The sequence below is a fragment of the Sorangiineae bacterium MSr11367 genome (genome assembly GCA_037157805.1).
GTDB lineage: Bacteria > Myxococcota_A > Polyangia > Polyangiales > Polyangiaceae > Pendulispora > Pendulispora rubella.
In genome coordinates this window covers 4,426,389-4,441,049 of record CP089983.1, presented here as the reverse complement: position 1 = coordinate 4,441,049, position 14,661 = coordinate 4,426,389, and the positions used below count along the sequence as shown (strand labels likewise).

Annotated in this window: 11 protein-coding genes; 4 read left to right on the top strand and 7 right to left on the bottom strand. The window is 64.2% G+C overall.

Annotation, left to right across the window (positions count from 1 at the left end):
• Nucleotides 1–146: 146 nt before the first annotated feature.
• Nucleotides 147–1,664, bottom strand: coding sequence for a hopanoid C-3 methylase HpnR (gene hpnR / locus LVJ94_17770; GenBank protein ID WXB09069.1), 1,518 nt, complete (start codon nt 1,662–1,664; stop codon nt 147–149).
• Nucleotides 1,665–1,759: 95 nt separating this feature from the next.
• On the opposite strand from hpnR, the gene LVJ94_17765 reads away from it, so the two are divergent.
• Entirely contained in the window at nt 1,760–2,752 is a 993-nt protein-coding gene (locus LVJ94_17765) for an NAD-dependent epimerase/dehydratase family protein (GenBank protein ID WXB09068.1), read from the top strand.
• On the opposite strand, the gene LVJ94_17760 is transcribed toward LVJ94_17765, so the two are convergent.
• A complete protein-coding gene (locus tag LVJ94_17760) occupies nt 2,727–3,950 on the bottom strand; it encodes an alcohol dehydrogenase catalytic domain-containing protein (GenBank protein WXB09067.1) in 1,224 nt (407 codons plus the stop codon). The genes LVJ94_17765 and LVJ94_17760 overlap by 26 nt on opposite strands.
• Complete coding sequence (locus LVJ94_17755) at nt 3,947–4,642, bottom strand: hypothetical protein (GenBank protein WXB09066.1); 696 nt, start codon at nt 4,640–4,642, stop codon at nt 3,947–3,949. Before LVJ94_17755 ends, LVJ94_17760 begins: the two co-directional genes overlap by 4 nt.
• Before the next feature lie 100 nt (nt 4,643–4,742).
• On the opposite strand from LVJ94_17755, the gene LVJ94_17750 reads away from it, so the two are divergent.
• The 3 genes from LVJ94_17750 to LVJ94_17740 all read left to right on the top strand — a co-directional run bounded on the left by LVJ94_17750 (nt 4,743) and on the right by LVJ94_17740 (nt 9,307).
• Complete coding sequence (locus LVJ94_17750) at nt 4,743–6,068, top strand: BamA/TamA family outer membrane protein (protein WXB09065.1); 1,326 nt, start codon at nt 4,743–4,745, stop codon at nt 6,066–6,068.
• A gap of 11 nt (nt 6,069–6,079) precedes the next feature.
• Nucleotides 6,080–7,348, top strand: coding sequence for a BamA/TamA family outer membrane protein (locus LVJ94_17745; GenBank protein ID WXB09064.1), 1,269 nt, complete (start codon nt 6,080–6,082; stop codon nt 7,346–7,348).
• A 150-nt stretch (nt 7,349–7,498) separates the two neighbouring features.
• Nucleotides 7,499–9,307, top strand: a complete 1,809-nt coding sequence (locus tag LVJ94_17740; GenBank protein ID WXB09063.1) for a DUF4056 domain-containing protein — start codon at nt 7,499–7,501, stop codon at nt 9,305–9,307.
• Between the two features lie 111 nt (nt 9,308–9,418).
• Here the strand turns inward: LVJ94_17740 and LVJ94_17735 are convergent, their stop codons facing one another.
• The 4 genes from LVJ94_17735 to shc form a co-directional block, all read right to left on the bottom strand.
• Nucleotides 9,419–11,170: an FG-GAP-like repeat-containing protein gene (locus LVJ94_17735; GenBank protein ID WXB09062.1), complete on the bottom strand. Its 1,752-nt coding sequence runs from the start codon at nt 11,168–11,170 to the stop codon at nt 9,419–9,421.
• 63 nt (nt 11,171–11,233) lie between these two features.
• On the bottom strand, nt 11,234–11,938 hold the full coding sequence (locus LVJ94_17730; protein WXB09061.1) for a hypothetical protein: 705 nt from the start codon (nt 11,936–11,938) through the stop codon (nt 11,234–11,236).
• Nucleotides 11,922–12,683 carry a carotenoid biosynthesis protein gene (locus LVJ94_17725; GenBank protein ID WXB09060.1) on the bottom strand — a complete coding sequence of 254 codons (762 nt, stop codon included), beginning with the start codon at nt 12,681–12,683 and terminating at the stop codon, nt 11,922–11,924. The genes LVJ94_17730 and LVJ94_17725 overlap by 17 nt, the downstream gene beginning before the upstream one ends.
• 4 nt (nt 12,684–12,687) lie before the next feature.
• Entirely contained in the window at nt 12,688–14,658 is a 1,971-nt protein-coding gene (shc, locus tag LVJ94_17720) for a squalene--hopene cyclase (GenBank protein ID WXB09059.1), read from the bottom strand.
• Nucleotides 14,659–14,661 lie beyond the last annotated feature (3 nt).

Here is a 14,661-nt window from a genome sequence, read left to right as displayed (position 1 = left end):
CCAAGCGACGAGCAGGACTGTGGACGTCGCGCGTGTGGCCGGGCGCTTTGCTCGTGAATGGGGAAGTCGTCGGTGTGTGGCGCCGCTCGGCCGGCGAGATCTCGATGGAGGCGTGGTGCCGCCTCTCCGGAGCCAAGCGCTCCAAACTACGTCTCGCGTGTGATCAAAGCGTTCGCTTGGGCTGCCTTGCTGTTGGGCGGGAGCACGTAAAGCTTCCGCGGGTCGACCTTTTTCGTGGGCGACACCACGGGCAGCTTCATTTCGTATTTGACCGGTTGCGCGTGGTCGGCGAGTTGGCGCCTTGGATCGTAAACGGAATTGAACTTCCAGAGCATTTTGACGAAGTTCGTTTGGCCCTGAAGCAAGAGGCGTGCGGAGATGGCCGCCGTGGCCTTGAGGGCGGCCACGCCGAGGTGCTTCTTGTTGAGCACTTGCTGCGTTTTCACGAGTTCCTCGTAAAAACGGGCGAGCGGCAGCTTCGTCGGGAGCACGGCGTGTTGAATGTCGAAAAGGCGGTAGTCGCGTGTGGTGAATTCTCGGGCATCGGTGAGGAACGTCTCCGTACCCGGATAAGGGGTATTCACGCTGATGTTCACGATTTCGGGCACCGACAGGGCCCACTCGCGGATCACTCGAAAACGCGCTTCGTCCCAATCGGGGTCGGCGATGATGTTCACCGCCACCATGATGCCGAGCGAGCGGGCATATTCCAGGGCCTCGAAGTTTTTGCCCAATGGAACGCGCTTTCGAAAGGCTTTGAGGCCTTCCGCGTCGATGGCCTCGAGGCCGAGAAACATGTACTCGAGGCCGAGCTTCTTCCATCGAACGAAGAGCTCCTTGTTGCGCAAGAGCACGTCGCCGCGGGTCTCCAAGTAGTAGCGCTTTTTGAGTCCGCGGCGCTCGATGGCGTCGGCGATGGCGTTCCCGTGCTCGGCCTGGATGAACGCCACGTCGTCGACGATGAACACGCCCTCCTCGCGGATGCTCGCGAGATCTTCGGCGCACAGCTCGGGGGCCACTTTGCGGTAGCTTCGTCCGTAAAAGGTCCAGGCGCTGCAAAAGGAGCAGTCCCACGGACAGCCGCGCGAGAACTCGATGGACGCGGCCGGATCCAGCACTCCGATGAAGTACTTTTTCCGATGGGGAAGCAAATCGCGCGCGGGGCGCAGATCGTCGAGCGAGTGGATCTGCTTGGGTGGCGGCCCCTCACCGTCGAGGGTCATCACGCCGTCGAGCCGATGCAGACTCTTCGGGTCGTCGCGCCAGGCGTCCAGCACGCGCGGCGCGGCTTCCTCCCCTTCCCCGCGCACCACGCAATCGATACCGCCCGCCGCATGCTCGAGGAGCTCCCGCGCGGTGAAGGAGGCACTATGCCCGCCCACACAGGTGAGTGTGCGCGGAAGGCGCGCCTTCGTGGCCTTGCAGAGGTCGATGACCTCGGGGATGTTGGCCAGGTAGTTCATCCCGAAGAGCACCGCGTCGGGGCGGAAGTCGTCGAGGATGCGGAAGAAATCGCGATGCGTGGCCGCCTGCAGATCGAGCAGGCGCGTGTCGTGCCCGGCCCGACGAACCGAGGCTGCCACGAGCTCGACCCCCAGGGGCTCGAGCCGCAGGAAAATCTCCGTGTACATGAGACCACTCGGGTGAACACACAGGACCTTCATGGATTCTCTCCGGTCGTTCGCAGTCGATGGTATTCGATGGTCGTCCGCGCGTGGTGTCCTCGTGTTTGGGGGCTTTGACAAATTCGGAAAGTGCGATGATCGATCTAGTAACGGGCGCGACCGGTTTCATCGGAGGGTACCTTGCCGAGCGGCTGCTCCGTCATGGGCGGCAGGTGCGGGTGCTCTGCCGTCCGGGGAGCGAAACGAAGCTCACGGCTGCGGTGGCCAAGGACGCGCAAATTGCGCGCGGCGATCTGCGCGACGAAGACTCCCTCACCGCGGCCGTGGCGGGGGCTGCGCGCGTGTTTCATTGCGCGGGGCACGTCTCGGACTGGGGGACGCCGGACGAGTTTGCAGCGACCAACGTGCGCGGCACGGAAGCGCTGTACCGCGCCGCGCATGCAGCCGGTGTGGAGCGCGTCGTGCATTTCAGCTCGATCGCGGCCTTTGGGACGCCATCACCGAAATACTTCGATGATGCGACACCGCTGGATGGCCTGGCGCGGGATGGCTACTCGCTGACCAAAGCAAGCGGCGAGGCCGTCGCACACCGGGCTGCCGAGGCGGGGTTGCCCGTCACCATCCTGCGGCCCGCCGTGGTGTACGGCCTGCGGGGGACATGGCTCGAGGAGCCTCTGTCGATGATCCAGCAGGGCAAGATGTTCCTCTTGGGCGGGGGCAGCGGCACCTGCCACCCGTGTTACATCGAGAACCTGATCGACGCGACGTTGCTCGCCGCCGAGCACCCGGCCGCGCTGGGCGAAGCCTTCATCGTGGGCGATGGCGAATCCATCTCCTTCCGCGACTACTTCAACGCGGTGGCCGCGATCGCCGGACGCGGGCCCGTGCGGCGGTCCATTCCGCTTCCCGTGGCGCGCACGATGGCCTCGTCGTTCGAGGCGATGGCGCGCTTTCGTCGCACCGCGACGCGCCCGCTCCTCACGCACACGGCGATCGACATGGTGACCACGCAGAGCGAAATGTCGATCCGCAAGATCCGTGAGCAGCTCGGCTGGACGCCGCGCTACTCCTTTTCCAGCGCCATGGAGGAGCTGTCCGCGCTCACCCGAAGTCGAAGACCACTTTGATCGACGGCGAAGCCCCCTTCGATCGCGCGGTCAAGAACGCGTCCTTGTAGTCCGCCAACGGAAAGCGGTGCGTGACGACCATGTCCAGAGCGAGCTCGCCTCGCTCGAGAAGGCCGAAAAAATGCTCGAAGGCGTGGGCCCGCCGCCCTGCGAAGTCTTCGAGCCCGTAGCCGCTCGAACCCATGACCTGGAGCTCTTTGAAATAGAGCGGTGTCCATTCGAAACGCGCCGGGGTGGCGACGCCGACGAGCACCAGGCTTCCGAGCGGCTTCATCATGCGCACCGCCGTCTCGAGCGTGGCCGCCGAGCCCACCGTGTCGTAGACGCGATCCACGCCCTTGTGCAGCCATGGGAGCGCAAATTGCGGGCGGCGCACGCGGGCGTCCGTTGCCTGGGCCATGGCTTCGATGAGCTCCGCACCGCGGGCGGAGAACGTCGAGGCGGCACCGAGCTGCTCGGCCAGCGCACGCGCATGCGGGCGCGGATCGACGGCGAAGACGCGCGCCCGGGGAAAAAGCCGCGCGAGGATATGGATCACCAGTACGCCGAGCCCTCCGCATCCGTAGACGAGCACCGTCTCGCCGGGCTCCGGCGGCGACTTGAGCACGGCGTGGAGTGCCACGGCGAAAGGATCCGCGAGAACCGCGGTGGAAAAGGGGACACCGTCGGGGATCTTGAAGCACGCCGACTCGTGCACCGGCACGAGCGGGGCGAAGCCGCCGGAGATGTCGCGGCAGGTGCCTGCGTGCATTCCCGGTGCGAAGGTCCCCTCGGTGAAGCTTTCGCAGAGCGCGATGTGCCCGCGCTGGCAGGCGTCGCATTCGGGCAGGCCGCGCACCGCGCAACTGAACCAGGGAGAGCACGCCACGCGATCGCCGCGCTTCACGCGCGTGACGGCACGGCCAGCATCGACGACGGTGCCCACGTGCTCGTGCCCCATGACGTGGGGAAAGGAGATGACGGCGGTGAGCGGGTTGTCGACGGCCGCGTCCATGAAGACTTGCTTGACGTCGCTGCCGCAGATGCCACATGCCTTCGTCTCCACGACGACCCAATGATCACCGAGCACGCGTGCGTCGGGCACCTCGGCGAGGCGCACCGGACCGAGCCCATTCAGGTAACCTTGCGCGGCGATCGAGCCGAGCGCACGCGCCCACGCGAGCCGCGGCAGGTGCAAGTCGAAGGTGAGCGCCTTCACGGTTTGCAGACCGGCGCAGGCACGCAGGTGCGCCGCACCTCACGTCCGGCGAGCGAGATGCTCGAGATCTGACTCGGTGAAGAGTTCTGCGACGCGACCGACGGATTCATGGTGAACGTCTGGAAATCCGCCGCGTAGACGAACGGCTTGAACTGGGCCGCATGCGGAGGCACGTGCATGTCGCTGCGACCCGATGGCGGGGCCCCGAACTTGCCGCAGAGTCCCCCTTGGCAAATGATGCTGCCATCGCTGCGCATTCCGCGCCACGTGCCCCAGCGGAGGGTGCGCCCGTCCAAGGTGCCCTCTGCCGAGCTGCCGCATTTGTCTGGCGTGGTGCGGCTGATCGTGTCGGCGGTCACGCGGGCTTCCCACATGAGGGCGTGGCTCACGACGGTGAAGTTGTCCTTCATCTCGTAGCCGATCAACTTGACGTTCCCACCAGGCTGCCCGCCGCGGTTGTCGAAGCGAAGCACCACCTTGCCCGGGCCATTCGGGTACTTGCCATCGCCCGCGCCCATGGGGGTGTCGCTGATGATGACGGTCGCGTTCACCACGTATTCGATCTGCCACGCCTCACAGGCTGCGGCGTCAGGCTTGTCGTCGGCTACTGCCGGCGCCGGCGAAGATGCGATGCCCAAGACGCCGACGAAGAGGCCCGCAAGCGTCCCGATGACGCCACGGCGTATGTCCATTCCTGCAACCCTAGGCCCCTCGGCGCCCGACGACAAGCGTCAAAAAAGACCTCCCGAAGCCCCTCGTCGCCCTATAAGCAGAGTTTCAGTCCGACATCGAATGATCACTTCGCCGTTGACGCCCCGTCGCACTCCGCTTGCCCGCGTTACCTGGAAACCCCTGCTCGCGGGGCTGAAATCGCTTGCCTGTTTTTTCGTCCTTTTCGCAAACGCTGCGGAGGCTCATGCCGAGGAGGAGAAGAGCGGGAAGGCTGCGAAGGACTGGGAAGCCTCGAAGGAGGATCCCCGCCGCTGGGAGTTTCTCCCGGTGCCGAACATCGGAGGAAATAGCGACGTCGGCCTGGAGCTCGGTGTTGCCTTCGGGATCGTACGGTTTTACGACGACGCGAAGCCCTACAAATGGCTCCTCGGCGGCGTGTTCATCACGAGCTTCAAAGACGAGGACGGCCACTTCCGGACGGTCCAACAGTTCCACGCCCTTCGCCTCGACGTTCCCGGGCTCTTCGGCGGGCGCGTCCGCATCAACACCATCGTGAACTTCGGGCGCAACGTCATCGCCCGATGGAACGGACTCGGCAACGCCAGCACGCTGGAAGGCCTTCCTCCGGGGCCGGACCGCGCACGACAGGGCCAGTTCACCTCCGAGCAAGTTCGCCTGCGCTCGGTCGTCCGTGTGAAGACGGGTACGCCGTTCGACGCCGCCTTTTCAACGAACCTTCGGTACGAGTTTCCCTCGATCTACGAGGGCTCGAAGATTCAGTACGACGCGGCGCACGCCGGGATCCCAGGAACGGAGCCCGCGTTTCTGACCACCCTCGCCACCGGCTTCATCGTCGATACGCGCGACAACGAATTCGCGCCCCATCGAGGCGTTTATTACCAAGCCGGTATCGGCGGTACGGTGGGCAGCGCGGAGCGGGTGGCCTATGGCGAGACCTTCGCGTCGCTCTCGTCGTTCATCCCACTTGGGAACAAGCTGACGTTTTTCAACCGGGTGGTGGCAAGCTACCAATTCGGCCGGGTGCCCTTTTACGATCTGGCGCAAGGCAACGCGTTTCTTCCGCAGGCCATGGTCGGAGGCGATCGCGGCGTCCGTGGCGTTCCCGGTGCGCGGTATGCCGGCCACGTCAAAATGATGGCCAATTACGAGCTACGCAGCACGCTGATACCGCGCTTTCGCGTTCTACGATGGAAGCTCCAAGTCGGAAACACGGCCTTCCTCGACCTGGGCCGGGTCTGGAACGACATCAACTCGTCCGCATCCGATGGCAAAACGCCGGGCATCCACTACGGCGTGGGCGGGGGATTCTTCTTTCAATGGGATCGTACGAGCGTCTTTCGCGTCGAGATGGCGTACTCACCCAGCGACCATCCGCGTAACGGGTTTCCTCTCTCCTATTACATCGCCAACGGGCTCACGTTCTAATTGCTTTCCGAATGCCGGCCTTCCTTTCCTCGAGATATCCCCTTCTGAAATGGCTTGCCGGCCTCGCCGTGCTCGTGAGTCCAGGCGCCGCCGGTGCGGACACCCTCGCCCCGTCGGAGTCGCAGGACAAACTGGCCGCGCGCCGTTACGAGTTTCTCCCTGTGCCCGACATCGGCGGCAACAGCGATGTCGGCGTCGAATTCGGCGTGGTCTTCACACTGGCACGCTTTTACGATGACGCGCGTCCGTACAAATGGCTTTTTGGCGGAACGCTGGGCACGAGCTTCAAGAACGACGCGAACGGTTTTCGCCTCGTCCAGCACTACCACGCGTTTCGCTTGGATGTGCCCAATCTCTTTGGCGGGCGCGTTCGCCTCGACACGCGCGCCCACTTCCTGCGCAACATCATCGCGCGCTGGGAGGGGACCGGCAATGCGAGCACCGCGGAGGACGCACCCGGCGACGCGGATCCTCTCCGCAACGACGAGTACATCGCCCAGGAGGTTCGCCTCCGCTCCGTCGCGCGCGTGAAGACCGGCACGCCCTTCGACGCCGCGTTCACGACGAGCCTGCGCTACGTGTTTCCATCGGTCTACCAAAACTCCAAGCTCGCCCACGATATCGCGAACTCGAACCTGCCCGGCACGGAGAACGCGTTTCTCGGAAGCCTCGGTGCGGGCATCTTCCTCGATACGCGCGACGACGAGTTCGTGCCGCACGAGGGCGTGTTCTACCAGGTCGGTGTGCTCGGGACGGCAGGCACCGCGGAGCGCGTGGGCTTCGGCGAGGCCTCCGCCGTGCTGCAGTCGTACATCCCGCTCGGGCCCAAGATGACCTTCGGGTCGCGGCTCATGGCCAGCTTTCTCTTCGGCCGCGTCCCATTTTACGAGCTTCAGAGCGGTAGCGTGTTCAACCCGACGCACATGGTCGGTGGCGAACGCGGGCTCCGTGGGATCCCCGAGGCGCGGTACGCCGGTCACATCAAGGTGCTGGCGAATTACGAACTGCGCACGGACTTCATCCCCCGCTTTCGCGTTCTGTCGTGGCAACTCCAGATTGGGACGACGACCTTTTTCGATGTCGGCCGCGTCTGGAACGACTGGGATTCGTCGGTGTCCGATGGCTCCACGCCGGGCATCAAATACAGCGTGGGCGGGGGCTTTTACTTTCAGTGGGATCGCTCCAGTGTCTTCCGCGTGGAGGTTGCCCATTCGCCCACGGATCATGCTCCCGACGAATTTCCACTTGCCTATTACCTCGCCAACGGGCTCATTTTTTGACGTGCGCGGATGACTTCCCTCCCCCTTCGTTCCATTTTTTGCTGTCTCGCACTCGCCTTCGCGATTGCGCCGGCGACCGCGCATGCGGACACAGCGGAACCGGGTCGCGCCGCGCCACGTGGACGGCCTTGCTGCGCGCTCTCCCCGGATATGCCGATCCACCTGGGGGCCACGCACGTTCCGGTGGTCATTGCAGGGGTCATCTCGACCAGCGGCGTAGGACGTCATTCGTATGCGGTAGACGGGGAACTGACGGAAAATAATGGCTTCCTCTACACGCGCCGGGGTGGATTCGTCGATCTCGGGCACACGCGGGATTACGCGGACATCGCCGCCTACCTTGCAACGCGCCTGCGCCCGCTCCTCGCGCGCGGGGCGGGAACCATCGATCTCGGACCCAAGGGCGCCGAGCGAATCGTTCGCGTCCTGCGTGCCGTGCCGGCGGAGGACGTGGCCCGGACGAGCGATCTCATCGCCATCCGTGTCACGTTCCATCTCTCGGTTTGGGCCGAGCTCGTTCAATATTATGGGCTTACGAAGTTTCGGGCGGCGGAGGAGATCTATTCTTCGTTTACCCCAGACGATCTGTATTCGAATCTTCTCGGCGCCCACCTCGGTGTCGCCGCGCTCGAAAGCGCACTCCCTTACGACCATGCGATGGACCTCGCGCTCTCGACCACGTTCGAGCGCCTTGGCGCGGTTTCGCAAGCGGAAACGCGCAGGACACTCGACCAGCTGGCCGGCCGCTGGTGGAGCCCGAAGCATGCGTGGCCCTCGTATCAAATCGCCATTCGGCGCAGTTACGTCATGGGGCCCAAGGTACCGCCGACGTTGGCGCCCGCCGACGTGATCGCGACGGAAGGCGATCCCGTGGTGCTGACCGTGCCGCAAACGGACGATCAAGGGATCCCGCTCCCCGAGTATTACGCACTTGCGATCGAGCCCCACGCGCACGAATTGATCCGATTTCCACGCGAAGAGATGGGAAAGCCCCTCGGCGAGCCCGATCTTCCTCGCCTCACCGACGAGGTGCGGCGCGCGATCGAGGCAGGGATACCGAATCCTCCGCCGGAAAGGTTGGAGGCCGGCATCCACGGCTCGGTCGCGCATTACGTGACGGGGATACGCCTTCTCGAGCTGTCGGGTCTCGGGGGCGTGCAGGGATCCGGCGAGGGCAACGTGCGGGGCATGGGCGGCGGGGGGCTCGAGCTCGTTCGCGGCGATACGCGCGGGGGCGACTTCGGCGTTCTGAAGATCGATGTGATGCACGCGCCCGAGCGCGGGCTCATGGCGGGGTTTACGTTCTTTCAGTCCGACGCACTCTGGTTCTGTCACGATCCGGAAACGCGGGAGCTGCGCCCGCCGCTCGTCTCCCTCTTGGGTCCATGCGCGCCCGGCGAGTGGTTCGGGCTCGGTGGTGCGATTGGCGAAGCGATTCTCGACGGAGGAACCGGAAGAGCCGCGTTGCGGCCCATCCGCCTCGCGGGCGTGCTCAATCCTCTGGGCAACGGTCAATCGGCGAGCTACGACGCCGTGCGCTTGCTCCTTCATTTGGGGGGCGCGCTCGAGCACATCTGGAGCGAGGATCGCGAGGGGCGCACGATCCCACGCACGGGCGGGAGTCTCTCCTTCCTCGTGCGCTCGCCTTCACGGCAGGTGGAGCTGCGCGGCGCCACAGGCTACCGACTCGATCCGGCGAAACCACGCGACGGCGTGTTCGAGTCCGATGTTCGCCTGTCGTACAACTTCGTCGTGGGCCGCTCGCAGGTCGCCGGCCGCCCCGGCGAACTCGTTCCTTTCGGCCTCGGCTCCGTGGGCCTCCGCGGAAGCTACTCCTACTGGGCGCGCCCGCAAAACGCCTTCCCCGAGCTCGCCGCCCCCTTCGTCTCCGTCGACCAGCCGGGCACATGGCAACTTCTGCTCACGGCAACCTTGGGGCTGCAGAAGCTGACCTTTTAGAAAAGCCCCATTCGTCGGCCCCAACCTGGGAAGCGGGGAGGAAGTCCTCCAGTTTTTTTGGACCCGAGGACTTCCGCCTGCCCCTCAATCCGGTCGTTTCACTCCCAAGGCTCAGTTCGTGAACCTGCCCGCGCACCACTGGGTGCTGCGCATCCATCCGCCTAGGTTCTCCCAATTCGTTCGCTCGACGAACGCAGATCGGTTCGATTTGCGCACGGTTACGACATTGTTTCCATTGTTCCAGACGGTTGCGAGGTCCCAATCTCCGTCGCCATCGAAATCGCCGGTCGTCCAATCATGCTCGTCCGACCATCCTCCGCCGGAGGTGTCCCACGGCGTTCGCGCCGAGAAGCCCGTACCTGTCGAAAGGTGGACATCGACTTGCGCAGCCCCATTGCTGTTGAACGCTGCAGCAAGATCCGTGTCTCCGTCGCCGTTGAAATCGCCGGCCAGCCACTTCGTAGAATTCCGCCACGGGTCGGCCGTGGTGACCGATTGCTGGAGTTCGAACGAGAACCCCGTCGATCGCCGGACGGCAATCGCATTCTGTCCGCCGTTGTTCCAGACCGTCGCAAGATCCGCGTATCCATCATGATTGAAGTCACCGACGACCCATCGGTCGCTGTCGTCCCAGCCTCCCATGCGCGACGCCCAACCTTGGTAGCTTGAAAAGCTCGTCCCGGTCGAGAGGAATACCCCCACGGACGTCGACCCATGATCGTTCCATGCGATGGCCAGATCGTCGAAGCCATCGTGGTTGAAGTCACCCGGGAGCCATTGGGCTGCATCCAGGAATGAGGCCGGTCGATCACGCCATGACTTGAGGGTAAAGCCCGTTCCAGTGGATTGTCGAACCGCGATCGAGCTCCACCCAAAATCGTTCCAAGCCGTCGCGATATCTGTAAATCCATCTCCGTTGAAATCGCCCGCAGCGTATTTGGAACGACCGTCCCAGCCTCCCCCCGTGAGACCATCGTACCAACCGGTGAATGCACCTCCCGTCGACGGATAGACGCCGACGGACGTCTTATTTCCGTTCGGCCACGGAGCTGCAAGGTCGCTCTTGACCTTTCGCGATGTCGCGGTGGGCGCCGAACGACAAACACTCTTGATGGAAGCCGTGGGGGGGAGGCCATAAATGGACTGCACGGCCACGATATCTCCCGGGCTGAGAATGCCCTGCCCGTTCCCCGTATCGTTGCAGTAGTTCATGATCGAGTTGGCATCGTACGGCCCCACTTGGCGAACGTTCGTCGCGACCGCACCCGTTTGATTCGCGCAATGAACCGGCCTGCCGTTGACGTAGTTGTCAGGGCTGTCTTGTTCGTGTTTGAAGCCTAAAACGTGTCCGAACTCGTGCACGCCGAGGTATTCTACGCGGCCGCGATTGGCCGAATGATCGGGGGCGAGCCAAAAACCAACGGAGGCCCCTTCCCCCGGCGAACGCAGGATTCCCATACCGTAACCAACGGCTTGCCCGTCCCCTCCGCCGTTCGAATACGTTCCGTCGGGTTCCTTCGGTTTGTCCGCGATATCTATTTTGATGAATCGTGCGCTCCCGGTGGTCGGACAGTCCCCCCATCCCGTGAACTGCAGGTTCGCGACCGCGCCCCATGTTGCAACGACGGCGTTTCGAACCAAGGCTTTTTCGCCGTTGTAACCAGTCCGCATCCAGCAGACCGGCACGACGTTGGCATTGTTGGTCCAGAGCGTGGCCCCGAGATCGAGCAGCAACTTGTCCGACGTGGTCCCTGTCACCTCGGACGGTGCATCCGAGGATACCGCAGAACATGCCGCTGTGGTGATCAGGGCCAATGTTGCGGCAACATCACGAGACTTTCGAGCGAATCGGTGGCGAGGCATGAGTTTTTCTCTCCTGCACCTAGTTCGGCCGATGCGTCGTGCCCGTTTCCTCGTTTGTGAGGGTTAGACGAGAAACGGGGCGAGGGTGGCGAAGCCTTCGCGGAGTTTTTTCGTCCAGGTTCGGCCTTCGACGAGGAGGCGCGCGACGCCGCGCGGATCGGTGAGGGCCGAGCCGATGCCGCGGGCAAGGAGTGCGGTGCGTGCGCGGGCGTCGCTGCCGGCCATGGCCGCCGTGAAGGGAGAGAGGAACTCGGGCAATGGATGCTCGGGCGTATCGCTCACCAGGCGCACGACGGAGAGCGCGATACCGCGGGCGCTGGCCTCGGCCGCGAGGGCGGCGGACTCCATGTCGGCGACCAGGGGGCGCGCCGAAGGACGGGGCGCGCGGCGAAGGGGCGAATTTCGGCCCACGAGATGATCCACGGAGACGACGTCGCACGGCATGCAGGAGGCCACGGCGATGGGCTGCGCCATCGGCACGAGCGAGCCATTTTGCCATTCGGACAGCGTTTCCGCCGTGATCCACGCACCGAGCGAAACGCCCTCCCCCAGCGCCCCCGCGAAACCGCAGGACAGGATGCGGCTTGGGGCGGGGCCACGGGCAAGTCGCTCGCGCAGGCTGCGCGCGGCGTGCCGGGGACCGACGCCCACCTGCAACACCTCGAACGAGCCCGCAAGGTCCGCGTCGCGGATCCCGGCCAGGCAGGCATCGTACTCGGTCCCCGTGGCGGCGCAGACCAAGAGCACGTGGTTACGCACTCCCTTCACGCGAGGAAAGCTGCGCCAGCGCCCGCCGCGTCCGAAGTCCCACGGCCATCGCGCCCAAGGTGCCGGCCGTCACCACCGCGCTCGCTGCTGCCAATCGGTAATCGCCGATGATCAGCGTCATGGTCAGATTGAACAGAAAGATCCCCGCATAAACGCCATATGCGCCGAGCACGAACCGCCGAGGTACCGGCCGCAGCGATCCTCGCAGCACCAGGAGAAAAAACGCCTGCGTCACGAACCCGACGAAGAACCAACCGCCGAAATTCGCGGCCGTTACCCCGAAATAGAAACCCTGGTACGGATAATCGTAAATTCTCCCCAGAAACCACTTATCTCCCTGCAGCGCCACGGGGTCGATGACCACGTCGAGCAGCATCATCAACACGCCCCCGAGCCACGGAATGGCGCGCGACACCGGCCGGGAGACGTCGCCGACGAGCGCGGAGGCGAGCACGAAGCTGAAATACGAGAGAAAGACGAAGGACAGCGAATCGAAAAACGGGACGTTGGAAATCCAGAGTTCCCGGGTGCGCGTATCATCGAAATAGCGGTAGTACCCGAAGGGAAATCCGTTGCGCGTGGAGCTGTACTCACACGCGTAGGCGATGACCCACGTCGGGAGCATGAAGAGCAGCATCCGCCAAACGCCGAGGTGGCGCAGCGCGAATACCAGAAAGCACGCGAGAAAGGCGTAGACGTAGGGGCGGTGCACGACACTGCCCCAGAGCAAGCCCCACGGACTCACGGTCTCAAGAAGCGCGCAGCGCCCGCACGTAACGACCGAGCGCCATGAGCGGGAAATAGTGCCGGTACATGTGGTAGCGCAGATAGAAGTACTTTGGGAACCCCGTCCCGGTGAACTCCTTTTCGTTCCAGGTCCCCTCGTCGGTCTGGCGCGAAACCAGCCATGCGATGCCGCGCTGCACGGACGGATCCTCCGGCGGCAAGAACGCCAGGAGCCCCATCAGCCCCCATGCCGTTTGCGAAGCCGTCGACGTGCCCCGCCCCATGAGGTTGCGGTCCGCATACGAATTGACGTGCTCTCCCCATCCGCCGTCGGCATTCTGAACCGACTTGAGCCAACCCAGGGCGCGCCCGATCATCGGATCGGACGCCCGGAACCCGTGGTGCATCAGCCCGCAGAGAACATTGGACGTCCCGTACACGTAATTGACACCCCATCGCCCGAACCACGAGCCTTCGGGCTCCTGATTCTTGCGCAAGTAGGCAATTCCGCGTGCGCACGCCGCCTCGTAACGACGGTCGCCCAAGATACCGAGCGCCTCGAGAATGCGCCCGACGATATCCGGAGTGCTGGGATCGCAAAGCGAATCCATATCGGAGAACGGGATATCGTTGAGAAAGAGCTTGTCGTTCTTTCGATCGAATGCCGCCCAGCCCCCATCCTCGTTCTGCATGCTGACGATCCACTCGATGGCACGCCGCACGACGTCGCTCTTGGCCGACGATGGGTCCTGCTTCAGGAGAGCCATGACCACGGCGGCGGTATCGTCCACGTCCGGGTACCAGGTATTGGCATATTCGAACGACCAGCCACCGGGCCGGCCCTTCGTGTTGTAAACCTTCCAGTCGCCGTGATCGTCCAAGATCTGCAACTTGGTCATCCACTGGCGTGGCGCCGAAAGCCGCGCGTCTCCCGCCTCGCAATCGAGCAGACCGATCATGGTCAGGCAGGTGTCCCAGACCGGCGATTGGCACGCTTCCACGCGCACTCCGTCCGCGTCCGTCATGGTGAAGCGCTCGATGGCTTCGAGCCCGCGGCGCATGGGATCCGAATCGAGCGCGTACCCGTGCGCATGCAGCGCCAAGACGCCGTTGACCATCGGCGGGAAGATGCCCGCCCAATCGCCACTTGGCTCCTGATGCTCGAGCACCCAATCGACACACGCTTGCACGGCGCGCTTGCGCACGGGCGAAAAGAGGCCGCCCGTCAACGTTTCGTAGCCCAGCACGGCTTTGTAGCCGAGCGAGATGACCGACTTGGCCGACACCTTGTGCTCGCGCAAAATGCCGCCGAGCGGAGGCGCATAGGGCACGTGCTTGTCGTGCGGGTTTCGCCACAGATGGTCGAGCCAGTCGTTCTCGGCGTGCTTGCCATTCGGCAGCGCGTAGAGCGGCTTGTGGTGGAACAGGACGAGCAATGGAACGATGGTGCCGCGCGCCCAGCTTGCGAACGCGTAAATGTTCACCGGGCTCGAGGCGGGAAGCAGAATGAGCTCCGGGGGGAGCACCGGCACCGAGTCCCACGGAAAGAGCCCGAACAGTGCGAAGAAGATGCGCGTAAACACGCGCATTTTCTCCAGCCCGCCGTGGGTCAGGATGAACGAAGCGGCGCGTTCGAGGCCCGCGTCGGCCGTCGCGATTCCCAGGATGCGCAGCGCGAGGTAACACTCGGCCGTCGTCGACACGTCGCCGTCGACATCGTGGGCAATGCCCCAGCTCCCATCGTCGTTCTGGTGCTCGAAGAGGTACTGCACGAGCCCCTCACGCTTCGACGCGAGGTCCACCCCGAGCGCCTGACACATCAGCACGTATTCGCTGGTGATGGTGCAGTTCGACTCGAGCTCCGCGCACCAGTGCCCGTCGGCCCTCTGCTTTCCGTAGGAATAGTCCACCGCCCTCCGGACGGCTTTCGACGCCGCATGGACATCGGAGGACGAGGACGACGGCTGCGGGACGACGATCGTTGAGTTGGTCATACG